The organism is Nonomuraea sp. KM88 (genome assembly GCF_052245635.1).
GTDB lineage: Bacteria > Actinomycetota > Actinomycetes > Streptosporangiales > Streptosporangiaceae > Nonomuraea.
Genome location: NZ_JBQQCC010000001.1, coordinates 664531 through 682570, shown reverse-complemented (window position 1 = coordinate 682570; position 18040 = coordinate 664531). Strand labels below are relative to the sequence as shown.

The 18040-nt window shown below is 71.8% G+C and carries 15 protein-coding genes; 5 read left to right on the top strand and 10 right to left on the bottom strand.

What is annotated here, in order from left to right:
* Window positions 1-10: 10 nt before the first annotated feature.
* The 4 genes from ACTWPV_RS03200 to mycP all read right to left on the bottom strand — a co-directional run bounded on the left by ACTWPV_RS03200 (window position 11) and on the right by mycP (window position 2262).
* Entirely contained in the window at window positions 11-346 is a 336-nt protein-coding gene (locus ACTWPV_RS03200) for a hypothetical protein (protein WP_347641978.1), read from the bottom strand.
* A gap of 6 nt (window positions 347-352) precedes the next feature.
* Complete coding sequence (locus tag ACTWPV_RS03195; protein WP_347622416.1) at window positions 353-652, bottom strand: WXG100 family type VII secretion target; 300 nt, start codon at window positions 650-652, stop codon at window positions 353-355.
* Between the two features lie 16 nt (window positions 653-668).
* The gene (locus ACTWPV_RS03190) at window positions 669-992 is read right to left on the bottom strand and encodes a WXG100 family type VII secretion target (protein WP_347641977.1); all 324 of its coding nucleotides are present in this window, start codon (window positions 990-992) and stop codon (window positions 669-671) included.
* A gap of 109 nt (window positions 993-1101) precedes the next feature.
* Window positions 1102-2262, bottom strand: a complete 1161-nt coding sequence (gene mycP / locus ACTWPV_RS03185; protein WP_443150517.1) for a type VII secretion-associated serine protease mycosin — start codon at window positions 2260-2262, stop codon at window positions 1102-1104.
* Between the two features lie 126 nt (window positions 2263-2388).
* On the opposite strand from mycP, the gene ACTWPV_RS03180 reads away from it, so the two are divergent.
* The 3 genes from ACTWPV_RS03180 to ACTWPV_RS03170 are packed head-to-tail and all read left to right on the top strand — an operon-like array spanning window position 2389 to window position 6049.
* Window positions 2389-3006, top strand: coding sequence for a hypothetical protein (locus ACTWPV_RS03180; RefSeq protein ID WP_347641975.1), 618 nt, complete (start codon window positions 2389-2391; stop codon window positions 3004-3006).
* A 23-nt stretch (window positions 3007-3029) separates the two neighbouring features.
* Window positions 3030-4268, top strand: coding sequence for a hypothetical protein (locus ACTWPV_RS03175; protein ID WP_443150516.1), 1239 nt, complete (start codon window positions 3030-3032; stop codon window positions 4266-4268).
* Window positions 4265-6049 carry a protein kinase domain-containing protein gene (locus tag ACTWPV_RS03170; RefSeq protein WP_443150515.1) on the top strand — a complete coding sequence of 595 codons (1785 nt, stop codon included), beginning with the start codon at window positions 4265-4267 and terminating at the stop codon, window positions 6047-6049. The genes ACTWPV_RS03175 and ACTWPV_RS03170 overlap by 4 nt, the downstream gene beginning before the upstream one ends.
* Before the next feature lie 27 nt (window positions 6050-6076).
* On the opposite strand, the gene ACTWPV_RS03165 is transcribed toward ACTWPV_RS03170, so the two are convergent.
* The 4 genes from ACTWPV_RS03165 to ACTWPV_RS03150 all read right to left on the bottom strand — a co-directional run bounded on the left by ACTWPV_RS03165 (window position 6077) and on the right by ACTWPV_RS03150 (window position 12072).
* The gene (locus ACTWPV_RS03165) at window positions 6077-8284 is read right to left on the bottom strand and encodes a DUF3488 and transglutaminase-like domain-containing protein (RefSeq protein WP_443150514.1); all 2208 of its coding nucleotides are present in this window, start codon (window positions 8282-8284) and stop codon (window positions 6077-6079) included.
* Window positions 8272-9396 carry a DUF58 domain-containing protein gene (locus ACTWPV_RS03160; protein ID WP_443150513.1) on the bottom strand — a complete coding sequence of 375 codons (1125 nt, stop codon included), beginning with the start codon at window positions 9394-9396 and terminating at the stop codon, window positions 8272-8274. The genes ACTWPV_RS03165 and ACTWPV_RS03160 overlap by 13 nt, the downstream gene beginning before the upstream one ends.
* Complete coding sequence (locus tag ACTWPV_RS03155; RefSeq protein ID WP_443150512.1) at window positions 9393-11564, bottom strand: hypothetical protein; 2172 nt, start codon at window positions 11562-11564, stop codon at window positions 9393-9395. The genes ACTWPV_RS03160 and ACTWPV_RS03155 overlap by 4 nt, the downstream gene beginning before the upstream one ends.
* A gap of 106 nt (window positions 11565-11670) precedes the next feature.
* Window positions 11671-12072, bottom strand: a complete 402-nt coding sequence (locus tag ACTWPV_RS03150) for a YbaB/EbfC family nucleoid-associated protein (RefSeq protein WP_347641969.1) — start codon at window positions 12070-12072, stop codon at window positions 11671-11673.
* A gap of 187 nt (window positions 12073-12259) precedes the next feature.
* Between ACTWPV_RS03150 and ACTWPV_RS03145 the strand changes: the two genes are divergently transcribed.
* Window positions 12260-14281 (top strand): LysM peptidoglycan-binding domain-containing protein, encoded by a 2022-nt coding sequence (locus ACTWPV_RS03145; RefSeq protein ID WP_443150511.1) that lies wholly within the window; start codon window positions 12260-12262, stop codon window positions 14279-14281.
* Window positions 14282-14435: 154 nt separating this feature from the next.
* Entirely contained in the window at window positions 14436-15173 is a 738-nt protein-coding gene (locus ACTWPV_RS03140; RefSeq protein ID WP_443150510.1) for a hypothetical protein, read from the top strand.
* Between the two features lie 36 nt (window positions 15174-15209).
* Here ACTWPV_RS03140 and ACTWPV_RS03135 read toward each other — a convergent pair whose 3' ends face one another.
* Together ACTWPV_RS03135 and ACTWPV_RS03130 are read right to left on the bottom strand one after the other, a co-directional pair.
* Window positions 15210-16412 carry a type II toxin-antitoxin system HipA family toxin gene (locus ACTWPV_RS03135; RefSeq protein ID WP_443150509.1) on the bottom strand — a complete coding sequence of 401 codons (1203 nt, stop codon included), beginning with the start codon at window positions 16410-16412 and terminating at the stop codon, window positions 15210-15212.
* Window positions 16405-18003: a DUF262 domain-containing protein gene (locus ACTWPV_RS03130; RefSeq protein ID WP_443150508.1), complete on the bottom strand. Its 1599-nt coding sequence runs from the start codon at window positions 18001-18003 to the stop codon at window positions 16405-16407. Before ACTWPV_RS03130 ends, ACTWPV_RS03135 begins: the two co-directional genes overlap by 8 nt.
* Window positions 18004-18040: the final 37 nt, after the last annotated feature.

Below are 18040 nucleotides of genomic sequence, written 5' to 3'. Positions count from 1 at the left end.
CGCGTTTCCTCTATTCCTTGCCCGGCGCCGCGCCGGCCCGCTGGTCGGCGTCCAGCACGGTGCCAGCGGTCTCCGCCAGGTCGTCGACGACCCGCTGGACCTGCTCCATGACGAAGTCGAGCGAGTCGCAGGTGGCCACCCTGGCCCGGACCACCGTGCCGGCGTACCCCTGGGCGATGTCCCAGTCGCCGGGAGCCGCCGGGGAGAGATCGGGCACCTGGTGCTTGGCCGCCTCCAGCCGGGGCAGCAGCTCCCTGGTCAGTTTGCCGGCCACGTCGAGGAGCACCTCAGGCTTGCACCTCACCGTGTCACCCGCGGTGGCCGGGTCGATGAGCGGCTCGTCCACCGTGGCTCAGGTGCCCCAGCGGCGCATGTTGGCGTGCTCGGCGTCCCGCATGATCTGCGTCGCGTCCTGCAGCGCGGGACTGAAACGCTGCATGGTGTCTCCCATGGACACCACCGCGCTGTTCCACTCGCTCTTGGCCGCCAGGTAGACGTCCTTGGCGGCGCCGTCCCAGGTCTCCAGGATCTTCAGGTCGCTTTCCAGGTCGGTCAGCTCGCCGGTCAGGTTCGCGTAGGCCCGGCCCAGCTCCGCCGCGATCTCATCCATCTCGTCGAAGTTCGCGAGGATGATCTCTCCGCCACCGGTCATGGTGATTCTCCGTTCGTCAGACTTGGCCGGCGCTCAGCGCGGCCTTGAGCCGGGCTGCGACGTCGCTCGCGTTGGTGTTGGCCTCGTCGTACTGGATGCCCGAGCCCTTCAGGTTCTCCGCGATCGTGTGCAGCGCGTCGATGACCCTCTTGAACTGCGGGTTCCACTCGTTGAGCACCTGCGTGAAAACGGTCGCCGACTGGCCCTGCCAGGCGCCGCCGAGCGTCGCCGGGATCTGGGTGAGCCGGTTGTGGATCTGCATGATGTTCTGGTGGGCGATCAGCGCGCGTTCTGCGGCGCTGTGCTGGCTGCCCGCCTCATAACGTGTGGGCTCTGGCACGTGCACCTCTCGGTCTCGTGGCCCGGAAATCGACCGGGTTCCCGTACTTTCCGATCAACGTAAGTTGGGGCGGACGAGGCGGGCCACCCTTTCAACTTTCCTGTAAGTGTCACTGTGCTCCCCGCGCGTTCCCCGCGCGCCAGCCCCGGCGACGGGCTCTGGGCAGCATCAGCGCCAGGAAGACCACCAGCGTGGTGGCGCCGAGCGCGCTCGCGGCGATCCCGATGGCGATGGCCTGCTTGCGGGCGTCCGGCACCGGCGCTCTGGCCAGCACGATCGGCGGCGCGGCGGCCCTTTCCCCGGTGGGCGGGGTCACCGAGGTGACCGCCAGCAGCGGGTTGATCAGGCCGGCTCCGGTGCCCGCCGCGCCTCCGCCCTCGGCCGTGCGCTCCAGCCTGCGCTTGATCTGCCAGTGGTCGAGTTCGGGGTACCTGGCTCTGACCAGCGCGACCACGCCGGACACGAACGGGGCGGCGAAGCTGGTGCCGTCCAGTTCCGTACGGTAGCCGCCGCCGGTCCAGGCGCTGGTGATCCCGGCTCCCGGGGCGGTGACCGAGATGCGGGTCACGCCGTTGGAGAACTCCGACTTCGCGCCGTCGGGCGAGGCCGAGCCAACCGCGATCACTCCGGGATACTCCGCCGGGTAGGCCGCCGCGACGGCGCCGTCGTCCTGCTTGACGTTGCCCGCGGCCGCCACGATCACCGCGTCTTTGTCCTGCGCGTACGTCACGGCCGCCTTCAGGTCCGGGTGGTCCTGGGCCTGCACGGACACGTTGATCACGTCGGCGCCGAGGTCGGCGGCCCGCCGGATGCCCCTGGCCAGCCTCGCCACGTCGCCGGAGCGTCCCTCCGTCTGCTTGATCGACAGGATTCTCGCGTCGGGCGCGACCCCCATCACGGGCACGCCGCGCGAGGTGAGGTCACGTCCGGCGATGATCCCGGCGACGGCCGTGCCGTGGCCGACGCAGTCGCGCCTGTCGGTGCCGGTGAGATCCTCCTGCCGGACGACCACTCCGGACAGCTGGGGGTGCGTGGCGTCCACGCCGCTGTCGACCACGGCCACCGTCACGCCTTCGCCCCTGGTGAGCCGCCACACCCGCTCGAACCGCAGCCGCTGCTGCGGCCACGGCTCGCCGGTGACCTCCGCCACGCCTGGCTCGGGTTCGCAGCGCACGACGGGAGTGGTCGCGGGGGTGGGGGCGGGCGAGGGGGTGGGGCTGAGGGCGAGTGCCAGGCCGATGGCCGTGGCGCCGGTCCAGGGAAATGGCACAGTACGGAGTCTGGCGATATTTCCGTTTTGTGGTCACTCTCTTATAAATATCTTGAAATAAGGCCTTGCCAGGTCGGGCCCGGGATAGGCAGGTGTCGGCAGGTTCGTCGACGTGGAGAGTGAACAGTGGGGACACCTCAGGCCGAGGGCGGCGACGCGCACGGCGACCCCAGGGCGGGCCTGGGCCTGTCGGCCGAGCAGCGTGACGTGCACAGCTACACCTCCCCCAAAACCGGGCTCACCACGGAGCGGACCGAGGGCCCCGGCAACGTCGAGGAGGCGTACGCCGACCACATCCACTTCCGCCGCAACGGCGACTACCCCGCCGAGCCGCCCGCCCCTCCGGCCCAGCAGGAGTACGCCGACCTGCTCGCCCGCAACCGCATCGACCCGGGCACGGCGAAGGACGAGCTCTTCATCGAGGTCGGCGCCTACGAGGACCCCGCCTCCGGGAGGACGCTGCCGACCTCCCCGGTGGAACAGCTCCGGCGCGATCTCGAACGCCTGCAGGGCGAGACGGGCGGGCAGAGCCTCAAGGTGCGCCTCACCCTCGCCGCGCTCAGCGAGCGCGACCTCGGCGCCTGGCAGGCCGCCGCCGACTTCAAGGCGACCACCGACAGGGCGCAGCTCACGCTGGGCTCGGCCGTCGAGCGCGTCTACTCGGTGTACGCCGCCGTGCTGCAGGCGCTCGACGAGACCGTCAAGACCGCCAAGAACGCCGACCAGGCCGCCACCGGCGGCTGATCCCGCGCAGCGACGAGGGGACGATGACCGACTACTACGTCGAACCGCTCAAGGACACCAGGGCGCCGCAGATCGAGGACACGATGCCCGTCGGCGGCGACGGCAACGGCGACGCGGAGAGCAGCGACGGTGTCTCCGCGCTCATCCAGAGCACCGAGCCGGACCGGGTCGCCGAGGCGGGCCGGCAGTACAAGGCGATCGCCGACATGTGCGAGGAGTCCGTGGAACTGCTGCACAAGCAGGCCGGGTCCATCGCGGAGACGCTCGGCGGCGAGACCCTGGAGCAGGTCTTCAAGACCGTCGGCGAGCTGCAGAAGGACCTCGCGCGCATCGCCTTCGCCGCCCGGTCCGTCGGCGAGCCCCTCCGCTGGTACGGCGAGGAGGTGCTCCCCTGGTTCCACGACAACGTGCCGAGGACGGGGGGCGTCGGGCTCGACGACTCGGTCGGCGACTTCTTCGGCACCGACACCAACGCCCACGCCCTCGCCCGGCACCACCTGCGGCAGCTCAACCGCTTCATGGGCGAGGCGTACAACGCCATGGGCGATTACGTCGAGCAGCGGTCCAGGGCGCCGCAGACCGGCATGACCGGCGAGTACGGCCCGTTCGGCCAGCAGCCGGGCCTGGGGTCGATCGGGGGCCCGTACTCGGGTCTGGGCTCGCCGTACGAGTCGCCCGGTCTCGGCGGCACGCCCGGGCTGGGCGGCCCGGACGTCCCCGGCCTCGACGACCCGTCCCTGCGGGACCCGTCGCTCAAGGACCCGTCCCTGCAGGATCCGTCCCTGCAGGATCCGTCACAGCAGGATCCGTCACAGCAGGATCCGTCACAGCAGGATCCGTCGCTCAAGGACCCGTCACTGCAGGACCCGTCACTGCAGGACGCCGCCCGGAACCCCGACCTCAGGACTCCGGACCTGAAGACCCCCGAGATCAGGTCGCCGGACCTGCCCCAGACCCCCTCCCCGACGGACCTGTCCGCGGTACCGCAGACCTCGCCCCAGAACCTCGGGAGCACCCCCGCCACGGGGCCGAGCGCGCCCTCCGGCAGCGCCCCCGCCACGCAGCTCGGGAGCACGACGGCGCCGCCCCCGGCCGGCGGGCGGGCCGGGGCGGCCGGCATGCCGATGGGCATGATCCCGCCCATGATGGGCGGCGCCGGGCAGGGCGGCCAGGGGCGGGATCGGGAACGCGCCACGTTCCCGCTGGTGGAGGACGAGGCCTTCGAGACCGATGACATGGGCGGCCCGTCCGTGATCGCATGACGGTGATCACCGAGCGCGTCCGCGGCTACCGGCTGCTGGAGCGGGCCGGCCAGGACGGCCCCTGGGCCGTGCACCTGGCGCGGCCCGCGGCGGCCGGGGCCGACGTGCTGGTCAGGACGCTCGCCTGCCATCGGGTGGACAGGCGGGCGCTCAAGCGGATCGTCCGCGGATTCGGCTTCCCCGAGGCGCTGGCCGCCCACGCGGGCGTCATCCCGGTGCTGGAGGTCGGGGCGACCGGGGACGGGCGGCCGTACCTCGTGACGCCGGTGCACGAGGGTCTCACGCTGGCCGAGCGGCCCGGACGGAGCCTGCCGATGCCGCCCGCCCAGGCGGCGGGGCTGCTGCGGTCGGTGGCGGGCGCGCTCGCGGCCACCCACGCGGTGGGCGGCGTGCACGGGCGCGTCAAGCAGGAGAACGTCATCGTGACACCCGGCGGGGTGGCACTCACGGGGTTCGCCATGTCCGCGCTGATGTCCATCGTGGAGCTGCCCGACGGGACCGTGCCCTCGGTGCACGCTTCGCCGGAGGAGCTCGAGGGCCGCGCGCCTTCGCCCGCGTCCGACGTGTACGCGCTCGGGTCGATGGTGTACGAGCTGCTCGCGGGGCGGCCCGCGTTCCCGCTGGACGGGCCGGCGAGCACGGCCAAGTTCACGCTCGGGGTGCTGACGGAGAGCCCTGCGCCGCTTCCCGCCGGGGTGCCGCGCGAGCTGGCGGATCTCCTGGCCAAGGCGATGTCCAAGGACCCCGCCGCCCGCCCGGCCGCCACGGACCTGGCCGCCTTCACCGTCGGCGCCACGGGACGAGCGCCCGCGTCCGCCCCGGCCCCCGGCCCTCCGCCCGCGCCCGCCGGAGGTGCCGGGGCGCCGCTCAGCGGGGGCCCGTCCGGTCCGGGGCTGGACCTGCCGCTGCCCCGCCGCCCCGCCGACCGGCCGTACGCCGTGGCGGCGGATGGTGAGGAGGCCCCGGAGAGGTTCGAGCGCTCGGCCCCCCGCGAGCTGGTCTGGACGGTGGACCACGACCGCTCGCAGGTGAGGCCGCCCGCCGGTCCTCAGCCTTTCCTGCCGCCGCCTCCCGACGTCCCCTCGGAGGAGGCGCCCCCGCAGGAGCAGCCCGCCGGCAGGAGGGCTCCGCTGTTCGTGGCGGGCGCGTCGGCGCTGGCCGTGCTCGTGGGCGTGGGCAGCGTGGCCCTGGCCATGAGCGGCGGCTCCGGCACCGAGGTGCAGCAGCGGCAGCGCGTGGCCGCCACCGCCCCCGGCGACCCGGACCCCGTCACCCCGCCTCGGGCCGACCGGCAACCGTCGGCCGTCCCGCAGACCTCCCATCCGGACGCACAGCCGGGCCGGACCTCGCAGCCGGAGGAGTCGCGCGCGCGGTCACGCCCGGCGACGTCGCCGCCCGCCGACCGGCCGGTCACCGACCCGAAGGACGCCGCCAGGTATCGTCCGAAAAGCCTCAAGGTGGTCGCCGACAACGGCACCACGGTGACGCTGGCCTGGAGGGCGGTGCGCAAGAGCGGCTACCCCACGGTCGTGCAGCAGGCCCCTGGCGATCGCCTGATGTCGGCGACCGGCGACGCCGGCACGTACACCGTCGGCGGCCTCGACCCGGCCACCGGCTACTGCTTCAAGGTCGGCGCCGTGGTCGCCCTCGGCCAGCCCTCGTCCGTCGCCTGGTCGCCGGCGCTGTGCATCCGCGGGGCCACGGAGGCGGACCCGCGCGGGCATGACGACGAGACCCAGCCTCCCATCGTGCTCCCCCCGGCCACCCCGCCCCCATCCTGACGGCGCTCCACCGCCCCGCCGGCAGCCTCAGCCGAGCAGGGATCGGGGAGACAGGCGGCGGGCGAGCCGGCCCGGCAGCCAGGGCCGCTTCCTGACCAGCCGGTCGACCTCCGCGCAGTGCCGCCAGGCCAGGTCGGCGTCGGCTTCGTCCACGGGCGCGTCACCGAACGTCGCGAGGTTCGCCAGGTCGGCGAGCGCCGTCAGCGGCTCCCGCGCCGGCTCCCCCAGCACGGACTCGGCCCGTACGGCCACCTCGCGCGCCGTCAACGCGCCGGAGCGCGGGATCCCGGCTCCGCGCAGCCGGAACACGGTTTCCCGCCACGCGCCAGTCACCCGGGCCGCGGGTGAGGAGCCGCGGCGGCGGCGCATCCGCCGCAGAGGCGGTACGACGGCGACGGCCAGCAGGTACGCAAGTACCACGCCTGCCGCCACCGCCACCCAGACGAGCGGCCCGGCCGGGGAGTCCCGCTCCGCGGGCTCCGGGGTCGGCGCCGGGGTGGGCCGTCCGGCCGCCGTCGGCGTCGGCTCGGGTTCCGAGGCGTCGCTGTTGATCGCCTGCTCGATCTCCTTGGCCTGCTTCGGCGTGCCCTCCGCCACGTCGCCGCCCTGGCCCGAGCGCGTACGCGAGGGCGTCGGGTAGAACGGCACCCATCCGATCCCCTCGAACCCGACCTCGGCCCAGGCGAGCACGTCCCCGCCGCGCACCTGCCGCACGCCGCCCTCGGCGGCCCTGCCGGGGCGGAAGCCGACGACGATCCTGCTGGGCAGGCCGATCGAGCGGGCCAGCAGCGCGAACGACGCGGCGAACTGCTCGGTCGTCCCCCTGCGCGACTCGGTCAGGAAGAACTCGATGGCCCGGTAACCGTGCCCGGGCGGCGCGGTGACGTCGTTCTCGGCGTGCTCGCGCAGGTAGGTCGCCAGCCGCGCGGCCTGCTGGGCCGGGCCCTGCGCCCCGGCCGTGGCGCGGTGGGCGATCTCGGCGAACCGTGCGCGCTGCGGTGGCGTGCTTCCGCCGGGGCCGTCCGGCAGGCTGACCAGGGCGGGGTCGGCGAGCGGGGTCACGTTCCGCAGCTCGCCGGAGACGTAGCGGCGGACCCCCGACGTCACCTCGTACGTCATGCCCTCCCCCGCCTGCGCGCTGGCCAGCATGCCGGTGGCCGGGTCGACCACGATGCCGGCCCCCTTGGCCAGCAGGGGACGGTCGGCCGCGGGCAACCACGGGCCGGGCAGCCGCTGCAGGGTGAGCCGCTGGCGTACGGTGTCGCGGGCGCCGTCCTGGCCGGGCACGCGCCCGCCCGTGGGGACGAACCCGGCGTTCGACGCCCAGGTGACGCCGTCGAACGTGTCGAGGACGGCCAGCCGCAGGTTGGCGTCGGAGTCGGTGCTGACGGTGAACAGCTCGCGCTGGGGGTGCTGCAGCCACGCCGACACCTGGTCGAGGGCGCTCACGCCGGAGATCGGGCGCGGCGGGGGCTGTTCGACGAGCCGGCGCACGTCGTACGGGCGATCCGCCATGGGCAGGACGGGCGCCGTCACGACGGCGGCCGGCACCAGGCAGGCCACCAGCAGCACGCCCACCGCGCAGGTCCACGCCGGCCGGCCCGCCCTGACCAACGCGAGCAGCAGCGCGACCCCGGCGAACACGGCCGCGTACGGCACCACGGAGCCGGTCCCCGCGACGCCGAGCACGACGGCGACGGCGAGCACGGGCAGCGCGGCCACGGCGGGCAGCAGGACGGCCCCGGACCGCAGCGCGAGCTCGCACCCTGCCGTCGTGCCCGCCCACACCAGGAAGCTGACCAGCACGATCGCCGGGCTGTCCGGGGCGGCGGGAAGGATGGTGGTCAGCAGCCAGCCGGTCGCGTCGCGCACGCCGAGCAGCGCGGCCCGCGCACCGGCCGGGCCGGGCACGACCCCGAGCCACGCCTCCGCCCGGTAGAGCGTCGCCGACACGGCCACCAGCCAGGCCAGCACGTTCACCGGGATCGTGCCCCACAGCGGCAACCGCCCGGACAGCAGCAGCGACAGCATGCACGGCGCCACGGCGGCCAGGGCGACGACGGGGAGCAGCGCGGCCGGCGGGAACACCCCGTCGAACGCCAGCCCGGCCGTCGCCACGAGCAGCGCCACGACGACCGCCGACCCCGCCCTGCGCGCGGGCGATCCGGCGGCCGCCGGGGCCGGTGCCGCGTCGGGGGCGGAGGACGTCCGTGGCGGGGTGGTCAGCGTGGCCATGCGGCCGCCAGCTCGTCGAGGTCGCCGGCTTCGAGGACGGTCACCCCCGCCGCGGCCGGCGGCCCGCCGTCGCGCGGATCCCCGACGCGGACGAACACCACCCGGTCGAAGCGCCGCCGCACCGCCGCCGCGTCGGCCAGCGCCGCGTACGTGCCGCTGACCAGCACCAGCGCCCCGCCGGAGCCGGCGCGGCGCAGGGCCTGCACGGGCGGCTCGGCCCGCGGCTCGCGCTCCACCAGCGCGAGCCGGTCGAGCACCTCCTCCGCCTCTCTGGGGGAGCCCTTGGCGTGCAGCAGCTCGCCCGCCCCCGTGAACAGGCGCACGGGGAAACGGTCGCGGGTCACCGCGCACGCCACCGACGCCGCGATGTCGACGGCCAGCTCGAACTCGTCGTCCCCCTCGTACGCGGAGTGCCGGGTGTCGAGGACGGTCACGGCGCTGGGCAGGTTGACGTCGTTCAGTTCCTTGACCATGAGCACGCCGGTGCGGGCCGTGGAGCGCCAGTGCACGTGGCGCAGGTCGTCGCCGACCACATAGTCGCGCAGCCCGTTGAAGCCGGCCGCGCCGTTCGGCGCCGACCGGGAGGCCAGGCCGTCCAGGTGGCGCCGCCGCCCCGAGGCCGGCGGCCGGAGCGGCACCGTACGCGGCCGGACGAGCAGCAGGTCGGGGCGCCCGTACGCGACGGAGCGGCGGGCCAGGCCGAACGGGTCGGTGCGGTCCAGGCGCAGGGGCCCGACGGGGGTCTCGCCGCGCCGCCGGGTGGGCAGCCGGTACGACACCGTCCGCGCCGTGTCGCGGGCCAGCGCGGGCACCTCCACGGCCACCGCCGTGCCCCGGCAGGTGTCGCGGGCCACCAGCCCCGCGTGCCGCCACCGGCCGGTGTTGCGTACGTGCAGGATCGCCACGGCCGGCTCGCCGCGCGCCACCTTCGCCGGGGTCACCTCCCGCCGCACGTCGAGGCCGGCGCCCCTGAGCGTCCACAGCGCGCCCGCGCCCACGGCGGCGATCCCGGCCACCGCCAGGACCGCCGCCTGGGCGTACCCGAACGGCGCCCCCACGGCGTAGACCAGCGCCGAGGCGGCGGCCAGGCCCCAGCCCGCCCTCGTGATCACTCGCACTCCCAGAGCGGGGCGGCGGGGAAGCCCCCCTTCGGGGTGTCCATCAGCACGTCGTTCAGCCAGCCGCTGCCCCTGCTGGACTCGACCTTGTTCCAGACGTTGCTGCTCATGCCGGTGTCGGTGTCGGTGTAGGAGGCGCCTCTCTGCTGGCAGACGACGGTCATGGTGATGTACTCGCCCTTGGGGATGCGCCCCGCCTCGCCGCCCGGGCCCGGTCCCGGCCGGATGAGCGTGTTCCTGTGGTCGTTGTTGGCGTTGCGGAACTGGGCGGGCGGCGGCCGCAGGTCGGCGGTCGCCTCCGCGCGTTCCTGGCTCTCGCCCGCTTCGTTCCTCGCCCGCAGCGTCCACGTGTAGGACTGGCCGTTCTTGAGCCCGGTGACCTCGGCGCCGGTGCCGCCGGGCTCGGCCGGATGGTCGCCGGGGCCTTCCAGCGTGTACGTGACGCCGCCGTCCCTGGCGTTCTCCGGAGCCGACCAGGTCAGGTCGGCGCCGTGGTTCTTGCCCTTGGCGGTGAAGCCGGCCGGCCTGCCGGGCGCGACGCAGGGACGTACGGGGATCGACGGCTCGGACACCGCCTCGCCGCCGTCGTACTCGGCGGCGACCCTGAACGTGTACTCCTGGTCGCACCGGCCGCCGGTGATGCGGAATTGGAAGGGGCCGTCCGGCCCGGCCTCGGCCGGGGTGACGTCCGCGCCGGGAGGCGCCCCCTTCAGCGAGTAGCCGGTGACCTCGCCCTGGCCGGAGGGCGTGAAGACGACCTCCATCCAGCCGGGCCCCGAGTCGGCCGTGACCGACCTCGGAGGGTCGGGGGTGCGCGTCGGGGTCGGCGTGGGCGTCGGGGTCGGCGTCGCGGTGGTCTCGGTGGGGGTCGGCCTGGAGGTCGGGGTCGAGGTCGGGGTCGGGGTGGCGGTGACGGTCACGGTCGCCTGCGCCGTCCCCGACCTGGTCGGAACCGACGTCGGCGTGCCCGTGGGCTGCTCGGCCGACCGGGTCGGCTGCGCCGCCGTGGGCGTGTAGGTGGGGATCGGCAGGGGCGTGGGCGTGTCCTTCTGGCCGAGCGCCTCGTCGTACTTGCCGACCCGGCGGCCGCTGCCGTCCTTCTCGATGACCAGGGCGGTCTCGCTGAACTGGTCGTTCACCCAGAGCAGCCCGTCCTTGACGAACACCTCCAGCGGCCCCGCCTTGCCCGTGACGACCTTCTCCGGCTCGAACTTCTTGGCCACGGTGTCGTACACGATGAGCCGGCCCGTGCTCTCGTTCGGGATGTAGATCCGCCGGCCGAGCGCCTGCGGCGGGCCGAGCTTGCCGCCCTTCACCGCGACGGTCGTGAGGGCGCCGCTGGAGGTGTTCACCAGGACGAGCGCGCCCTGCGCCGGCGCGAGGACGGGCACGATGTCGCTCTCGGCGACGGCGGGCACCAGCAGGCCGGCGGTGCCCGCGTCGGTGACGGTGCTGGGCAGGCTGACCTGGAGCCGGGTGCCGGTGGAGCCGATCACCATGGCGGAGGCGGCGGCGGAGTTGGTGACCAGCGGCACGCCGTTCGCGATCGTCAGCGTGAGCGGGTCACCCGGCTCGCCGACCTTCGCGGCCTTGCCCTTCTGGGCGCCGTCGACCTGGACGAGCGTGCCCTCCTCGGGGACGGGCACCCAGAGCGTGCCGTTCCTGTCGATGCCCGCCTGCCCGAGCGGCGGCTCGAGGCTGATCGCCGTGCCGATCGTGGCCACGGTGAGCGGGTCGAGCTGCTGGACGGTGCCGCCGCGCGGGTCGACGGCGTACGCCTTGCCGGCCGCCATCACGACCTCCGTCCCGGCGGCGCTCAGCTTGCCGGTCTGGGCGACCTCCAGCTGGGTGGAGTCGATGCGGCTGACCTTGCCCGTGGTCTCGTCGACGACGAGCACGTTGTCGCCGTCCTGCACCACCTTGAGCGCGTCGCCCTCGGCGGAGGCGAGGTCGACCCGGCCGTCCACCTGCCCGGACAGGCCGTTGGCGTGCACGACCTCGCCGTTGAGCGCGCTGGCCAGCCAGGCCCCCACGTCGGAGAGCTCCGGCCGGGCGCTCGACACGCCCGTGCCCAGGAACAGGCCGGCACCCACCAGCACGGCGACGAGCGCCGACGCGACGACTCCCGCCGCGCGCCGCCCTGCCGCGCTACGCCACCTCATGGCCACTTGTTCACATCCCGCGAGATTCCGCACATACGTGTCCGCGGACACACTAGGGGCGGGCTCGTACCGTGTTCCGTCCCTTCAAACAACCTGGAAATGTCGCTCAGCGCGCGTCGCGCTGCCGGTCCTCCAGCGCGCGGAGCTGCTCCTCCATCGACGCCTCGTACGACTCCAGCAGATCGTTGAAATGCTCGTCGGGGAGGTCGGAGCCGAGCGTGCCCGCCATGACCGCCTCCACCTTCCGCGCCACGTCGTCCTGGGCCTCCTGCGCGGCCCGCAACATCGCCTCGGCCAGCCGCCGGCTGTCCATGCGCATGGCGCGCGGCGCCAGCTCGACCTCCGTCAGGCGGCCCGAGGCGCCGACCGTCACGCGCACCTGGCCGTCCGCCGCCGCGCCGTGGCCGACCGCCACGTCGATCTCGCTCCTCAGCTCCTCGACGCGGGCCAGCATCTCCTCCGCCCGCGCGGTGATGCGTTCCAGGTCCTCGGGGTCGAAGTCGTTCACCGTACCTCCCGGCTCTCTGCGGGGAGAGTACGGCGGGCGGACTCCACTTCGGAAAAAGTTGAAGAGTGCAAGAAGTCGTTGCATTTATATCCACATCAATGGAACATTTCCCCGGAGTGGCCGGCAGGGAAAACGCCTCACCGAGCGGCGTGCGCGCACCTGCTCCAGGCGTCGGAGAGGTGTTCGTGTGAGTCAAGGGTTCGTGTCCGTCGGCCCCGGCGGTCTCGACGAGCTCGGCAAGGCGGGAAAGGCGTGCGCCGACACGGCCGCCGCGCTGTCCGGGATTCTCCGCGACTTCCAGGCCGGCGCCGCCCCTGACGTGGACACGTACGACCTCATCGAGGAAGGCGCCGCCGAGTTCGCGAAGGGCTACGAGGCATTCTTCAACGGCCTGTCGTCAGCCCTGTGGCAGCGCGAGACGATCATGCGGCAGCTCGGGGAGGGGCTGCGGGCGGGCGCCGTCTCCTACGACGCGGCCGACAGCGGCCAGGCTGGGGCGCCGCCGGTGGTCCAGGCCGTCGAGCCGCCGTCGCCCGGCACGGTGTCGATCATCTGGAACGCCACCCTGGACATGCTCGGGATGGGCGGCGCGTACGAGGAGCGGCTCGCCCAGATGCGCGAGAGCTGCCTGGCCACCGCAGAAAGCCTCAGAAGCATCCACGACACGCACGTCTCCGCGATCGAGGCGCACGTGCAACGGGCGGACTGGCGCGGCGACGCCGCCGACGCCTTCCGCGAGACCTGGCGCACCCGCGTGAACCCGCCCGAGGGGAACGCGGAGACGCCGAGCCTCGCGGCCCTGGCCGCGCGCGGCGACGAGGCGGCCGCGATCGTCGACAACGCGATCAAGGCCACCCAGGAGACCAAGAAGTACGTCACCCTGCTCATGGCCAGTCTCGGCGTGGCCGTCGGGGCCGGCGCGGCGCTGAGCCTGGGCGCGAGGGCCATCAACAGGCTGGCGGCGCGGCAGGCCCTCGGCAGGGTGACGCTCCTGCTGTCCGGCCGCCACGCCAAGCTCGGCGCCATGCTCGTCCGCGTCGCCGAGAAACTGGCCTTCCGCTCGGGCACGAGGCTCCTGGGCGCCAAGGAGGCGGGGCGCGCGGCGCTGTCGGCGTACGTGAAGAACTCCGCGCTCGTGGCGGGCACCAACTACGTCAACTCCAGCCTGGCGAACACCCTCAGAGGGAAAGAGGACCCGTGGGGGGTGAACGTCAAGATGGCCGGCACCCTGGCGGGCCTGTCGGTCCTCGGCGGAGGGGTCGGCTTCGTGAAGGGCCTCGCCCCCGTGGCGCGGCTGGCGCAGAACCACCCGATGGCGTTCGCCGTCGGGCTCGAAGGGGCGCTCAACGCGGGCGCCAGCACCGGCCTCAGCCTGCTGTACGACGGCAAGCCGCTGAGGGCGGCGCTGAAGGACGGCCTGACCGTCGGCGCCGTGAGTGCGATCTTCGGCGGCGGCTACGCGCGTCTCCTGCGCGACAGGACCGGCCTGCGGCACCACGCCTTCCACAAGGCGGACAAGTGGGATCTCAAGCTGTCGGCGGCGGACCCGTCGAAGCCGCTGACGCCGATGAACGCGCGCTTCACCCCGCGCCACCTCTTCTCCTGGATGGACCCCGCCAAGCACGGGTACGTGCCGGTCGTGGGGAGAGGCGCGGGCGACCCCGCGACCGTCTGGGCGCCGAAGAACAGCGTGTCGGCCAGGGCGCGGGAGTTCCAGCTGTGGAACCCCCAGCCGGCGCTGAACAAGATCAGCACCTGGCCCAGGGCCGTGCAGGCACCCGCGCAGGGGCTGCTGAACTTCAGCTCCAAGCCGGTCAGCGCCTTCCTCGACGGCTCGCCGTTCGTGAAGGGCCGCCTGCTGGGCCTCCTGCCCGGAACGATCTCCTACAGCCTGGTGCCGCGCGGCCAGGTCGACACGCCGGCACTGTCCGTCCCCGAGCACGACGACTGGACGTCCGGTGCTCCCGCCCCGCAGCCGGAGCAGGCCGTCCCCGAGACGCCGCCCACGCTGGGCGGCGGGGAGCGCGTCGTGGCGCCCGGCGACACGCTGGGACACATCGCCGTGGACGAGTACGGCGACCCCCGGCACGCGCGGACCGTCTACGAGGCCAACGACGACATCGACGGAATCACCCCTGATCACATCGAACCCGGATGGCGCCTGGACATCCCCGAGATCCCCACCGGCGAGAGGCCTTCCGAACCGTAGTTGCACGATGATCCGGATCGAGCCGGAAACGCTGCTGACCGCCGGCGCGCTCTGCCACGAGGCCGTGCCCCGTCGGCGCCACCACCCCGCTTTGACAATTAGCCGTTTCTTGAAGTGATACCTCCCGTCAGGGATGGCCGCTAGCCTCGGCCGAATGTTCTCCGCTATCAGGAAGTCCGCGATGGCCGCGGTGGCGCTGGCCATGGTGTTCGTCGCCGGCGCCGCACCCGCGAACGCCGCCGGTCTGGGCACGTACGGCGATTTCTCCCGCATGTTCGACAAGAGCGCCGGCCAGTTCTGGTCGGGCTCGTGGCGCAACCAGTGGGCATGGGAGCCGAAGGGCGGCAACGTCTCGCAGATCAGGTGGGGCGACCCGGCCAAGTGGCCGCCGGCCAACTACGAGAAGTTCGAGCGCGTCGGCGACTGGGTGAAGCTCGACGGCTACGGCAACAACGAGGGCATGCTCAAGCAGCGCGTCACCAGGGAGCAGATCGGCGACGTCAACTGCAAGAACATGAAGCCGCTGCTGTCGCTCGACGGCAAGCAGCACTATGTGAAGTGGACCATCCAGCCGGAGGCGTACTGCCTCGAGGCGTGGGGGAAGATCCTCATCCCCGGCGGCACCGACGTGGACTTCTACCACAAGCAGGTGTGGTTCCCGCCGTCCGGCCCCACCTGCGCCAACAAGTACTTCGCGGGCCGGAGCTGCATCAAGCAGTTCGAGATCTGGAAGGACAACAACCGGGGCAACGGCGACGTCGGCGGGCCCCTGGAACTGCGCCACCAGCGGGACAACATCTTCGCCAAGGGCATGGGGCCGGCGTTCATCATCCACAACTACTTCCCGAACAACGGCTGGCAAGCCGAGCTGCGCCAGGCCTGGACCTACTGACCCCACCGGCCGTTCCAGCGGCCGTTCCAGCGCTCCTCACCGCCTCGTTTCCGCGATCAGGGGGAGCGACCTCAGCCGCTTCTGCACGTGAGTGGCGACGAAAGGGGGAACGGGCTCTTCGGCCCTTACGCGCGGCCACGTCTCGACGAGCGTGGTCGCGGTGTCCTTGACGACACCCATGATCCAGCTGGCGTCGATACCCGCGCGCCGGGCCAGGCTCCGGAAATTGTCCAGCGTGATGAGCCTGGCCACTTTGCCGCCATTCACCGGGAAGGCGAGTTCTTCGGCGCGGAACTCGTCATAGGCGGACACGGAGACGAAGTCGTAAGCCGGGGAGAGCCGGGGGGTGACACCGTCAGGATAGCGAAGCGTCCAGTTCTTCAGATGAGCGTCGAGGTTGCCCATGACCACGATCGCGGTCAGCCGGCGCACGTATTCTTCCAGGTCCTGCGGACAAACCACGCTGATGAACTTCGCCAGCCCGGCATAGGTCGCCCTGTCGTATTTGGAGGCAACAGCGACCTCCCTGATCTGCGCGAAATCCTCTTGGTGAACGCGTCCCCCGTCCGGACGATCGAACCGCCGCACCGCGAAGGCGGTCTCCTCAGGATGGACCAGCCCACCCGGCAGGCCGATGAGTTCTGCTCCGCGTACCAACCGGATCTCCGGCACCTCGATGCCCGCCAGCTTCGCCCACGTCAGCATCGAGTACTCGTTGGCCAGCACCTCGGGGAAACGCCGATCGGGAAGCTTGACGATCCAATCGCCCCCCTGTCCCGACATGGGAAGGACCAATCCCTTCCCCTCCCAGCGCATGGAGAACTTCGCCTGAACCCCGGCCAGCGAGAAACGCACCTTTCCTGTGCCGTCATCATGTGACCGTTCAGCCGGTTCCGGAATCACGGGAACGTCGGATTCGGGCACGACACGTACGTTTCCGGGAAGGTCGTCCCCCAGGAACATCAGCACCTGGAAGTCATGCGGATGAGCTCGGCCGAGTTCCCTTCCGATCAAGTTGCGCAGCCCGCTGCCCTGCTCCGGCAGTAGATTGGCGAACCACTCCGGCACAGAACCGCTCGCCGTCCGGCGCTTGTCCGGATTCGCCTCGAACGCCTGCCCGAGGACCGGATGCTCGGGCTCTCTGTCCTCGTAGTCGAACCACGTGTTGCCATCGCGATAGCCGAGAGTGCCGACCCGGCGATCCCCAAGGAACACCCCGGCCGTGGCCGCGTCAGTCATGGTCCTCGCCCTCATCGAATAGCGCGGTGACGTCCGGCCCGTCCGGGAAGCCGAACAGTGCACGGCTCTGGACATGGTGGTAGATGACCTTCCCGACTTCTGCGGCACGCTTCGTCAGAAAGGCGTCATGATGCCCGTCACGCAGCAGCGCGATGGCATCCTCATCCAAGCAGTGGCTGGCCAGCACGCGCTCGTCGAGGCCCTGGCCAAGGAGCAACTCGGCGACGTCGCCGCCACGGAGCGGCTGGATGAGCCGGTTGGCCAGCCCACCTCCCAGCACACTTCTGTCATCGAGGATCGGAACAAGTGGGCCGCCGCTCTCGAGCAGTTGAGCGGCGTCGATCGGTTCGCCGAGATGGCCAGGAGCAAGATCCCTGGGGTTCAGGGAGAGCAGCCCGAGAACGTTGACCTTCGCCTGTGCGCGATTGAGGCGGGTCTTCGAGATGTCGGGCCTCCATGGCGACGCCACCGGGAGAAGGTCGATCAGCCGTTGAGCGCTCAAGAGCGGATCGGTGTGCACGGCGGCCGCACCCTGCCGTAGCCCCACTGTGTTGCCCTGAGGCGCCACTCCAAGAACCGCTCCTCGCCAGATCCAGCGACGGAGCAATTCCGCTGTCCTCCCTCGTGGCGGACCGAATATCGCCATGAACCTGGCCAGCACCGGGAGATAGAGGGCATAAGGAACGAGCTTGGCATGGGGAATGCCTGCTTCATCGCGCAGGAAGTCGATCACATGACCCAACGCCGTCTCCGTGCGGACAAAAGCGCCGTGCAGATCATCCTCGTCGGCGAACTCGTCGCGGAAATCTCGATCCACTTTCACACCGCGGATGGCCAGCAGGCTCTGCATGAGGATCTGCTCAGAGATCTCCCCGAAGCCGAACGTCCGGACACTGCTGCCCAGTGTTCCCAGGTCGCCCGGCCTCTGGTCCCCTGTGATCGAATGCAGTGCGTTGAACACCTCCGCGCTCTTCAGCGGTTTGCCAAACGTGTTCATGCGATCGAAGATGTCACGCAAGGTGCGATCATCCTCACCGGTGACGATGTACAGCGGAATCTTGTAATCACGCACGGCCGCCACCACCTGGTCAGCGAGCACGATCTGCTGGCCGCTCAGATGCGGCCGGGCACGGATCCACGCGTTCGTCTCAGCGGTGTCCAGAACGAGGGACATGGGCAACTGATCGCTCCCAGGATGACTCCGGCGTGGCAGCGAGACGAAGGTTTCGCGAGCGAGATCGAAATATATGCGGAAACGCGGGTCGACTGTGTCGTCGGTGGCGGTCAGGGCACCGACCAGGCTCGTGATCCTCTGCTGGCCGTCGACCACCCAATATGCATCGCCGACCGCCTCCGCCTCGATCTGGAGATGACCGATCACTACCTTTCCCGCTTCCGCGGGCCGTTGCCAAACAAGCATGTTGCCGATGGGATATCCACGCAGAATACTGTCGAACAACTGGGTGACGTCACTACGCTCCCACCGATAAGAGCGCTGAAAAGAAGGCACCCGCATCCGGCCATTCAGTGCGAACTCCACCAGATCGCCCAGTGAGATGCTGTCGACTTTCGGTCGAGTCACTGCAGCCACCCCGGCCTCCCCTCGCGACGACCACTTTAGTGTCTTG

Coding starts and splice junctions, on each gene's coding strand:
- ACTWPV_RS03195 (WP_347622416.1), bottom strand. CDS start 652: ATGACCGGTGGCGGAGAGATCATCCTCGCGAACTTCGACGAGATGGAT.
- ACTWPV_RS03175 (WP_443150516.1), top strand. CDS start 3,030: ATGACCGACTACTACGTCGAACCGCTCAAGGACACCAGGGCGCCGCAG.
- ACTWPV_RS03170 (WP_443150515.1), top strand. CDS start 4,265: ATGACGGTGATCACCGAGCGCGTCCGCGGCTACCGGCTGCTGGAGCGG.
- ACTWPV_RS03165 (WP_443150514.1), bottom strand. CDS start 8,284: ATGGCCACGCTGACCACCCCGCCACGGACGTCCTCCGCCCCCGACGCG.
- ACTWPV_RS03155 (WP_443150512.1), bottom strand. CDS start 11,564: ATGAGGTGGCGTAGCGCGGCAGGGCGGCGCGCGGCGGGAGTCGTCGCG.
- ACTWPV_RS03140 (WP_443150510.1), top strand. CDS start 14,436: ATGTTCTCCGCTATCAGGAAGTCCGCGATGGCCGCGGTGGCGCTGGCC.
- ACTWPV_RS03135 (WP_443150509.1), bottom strand. CDS start 16,412: ATGACTGACGCGGCCACGGCCGGGGTGTTCCTTGGGGATCGCCGGGTC.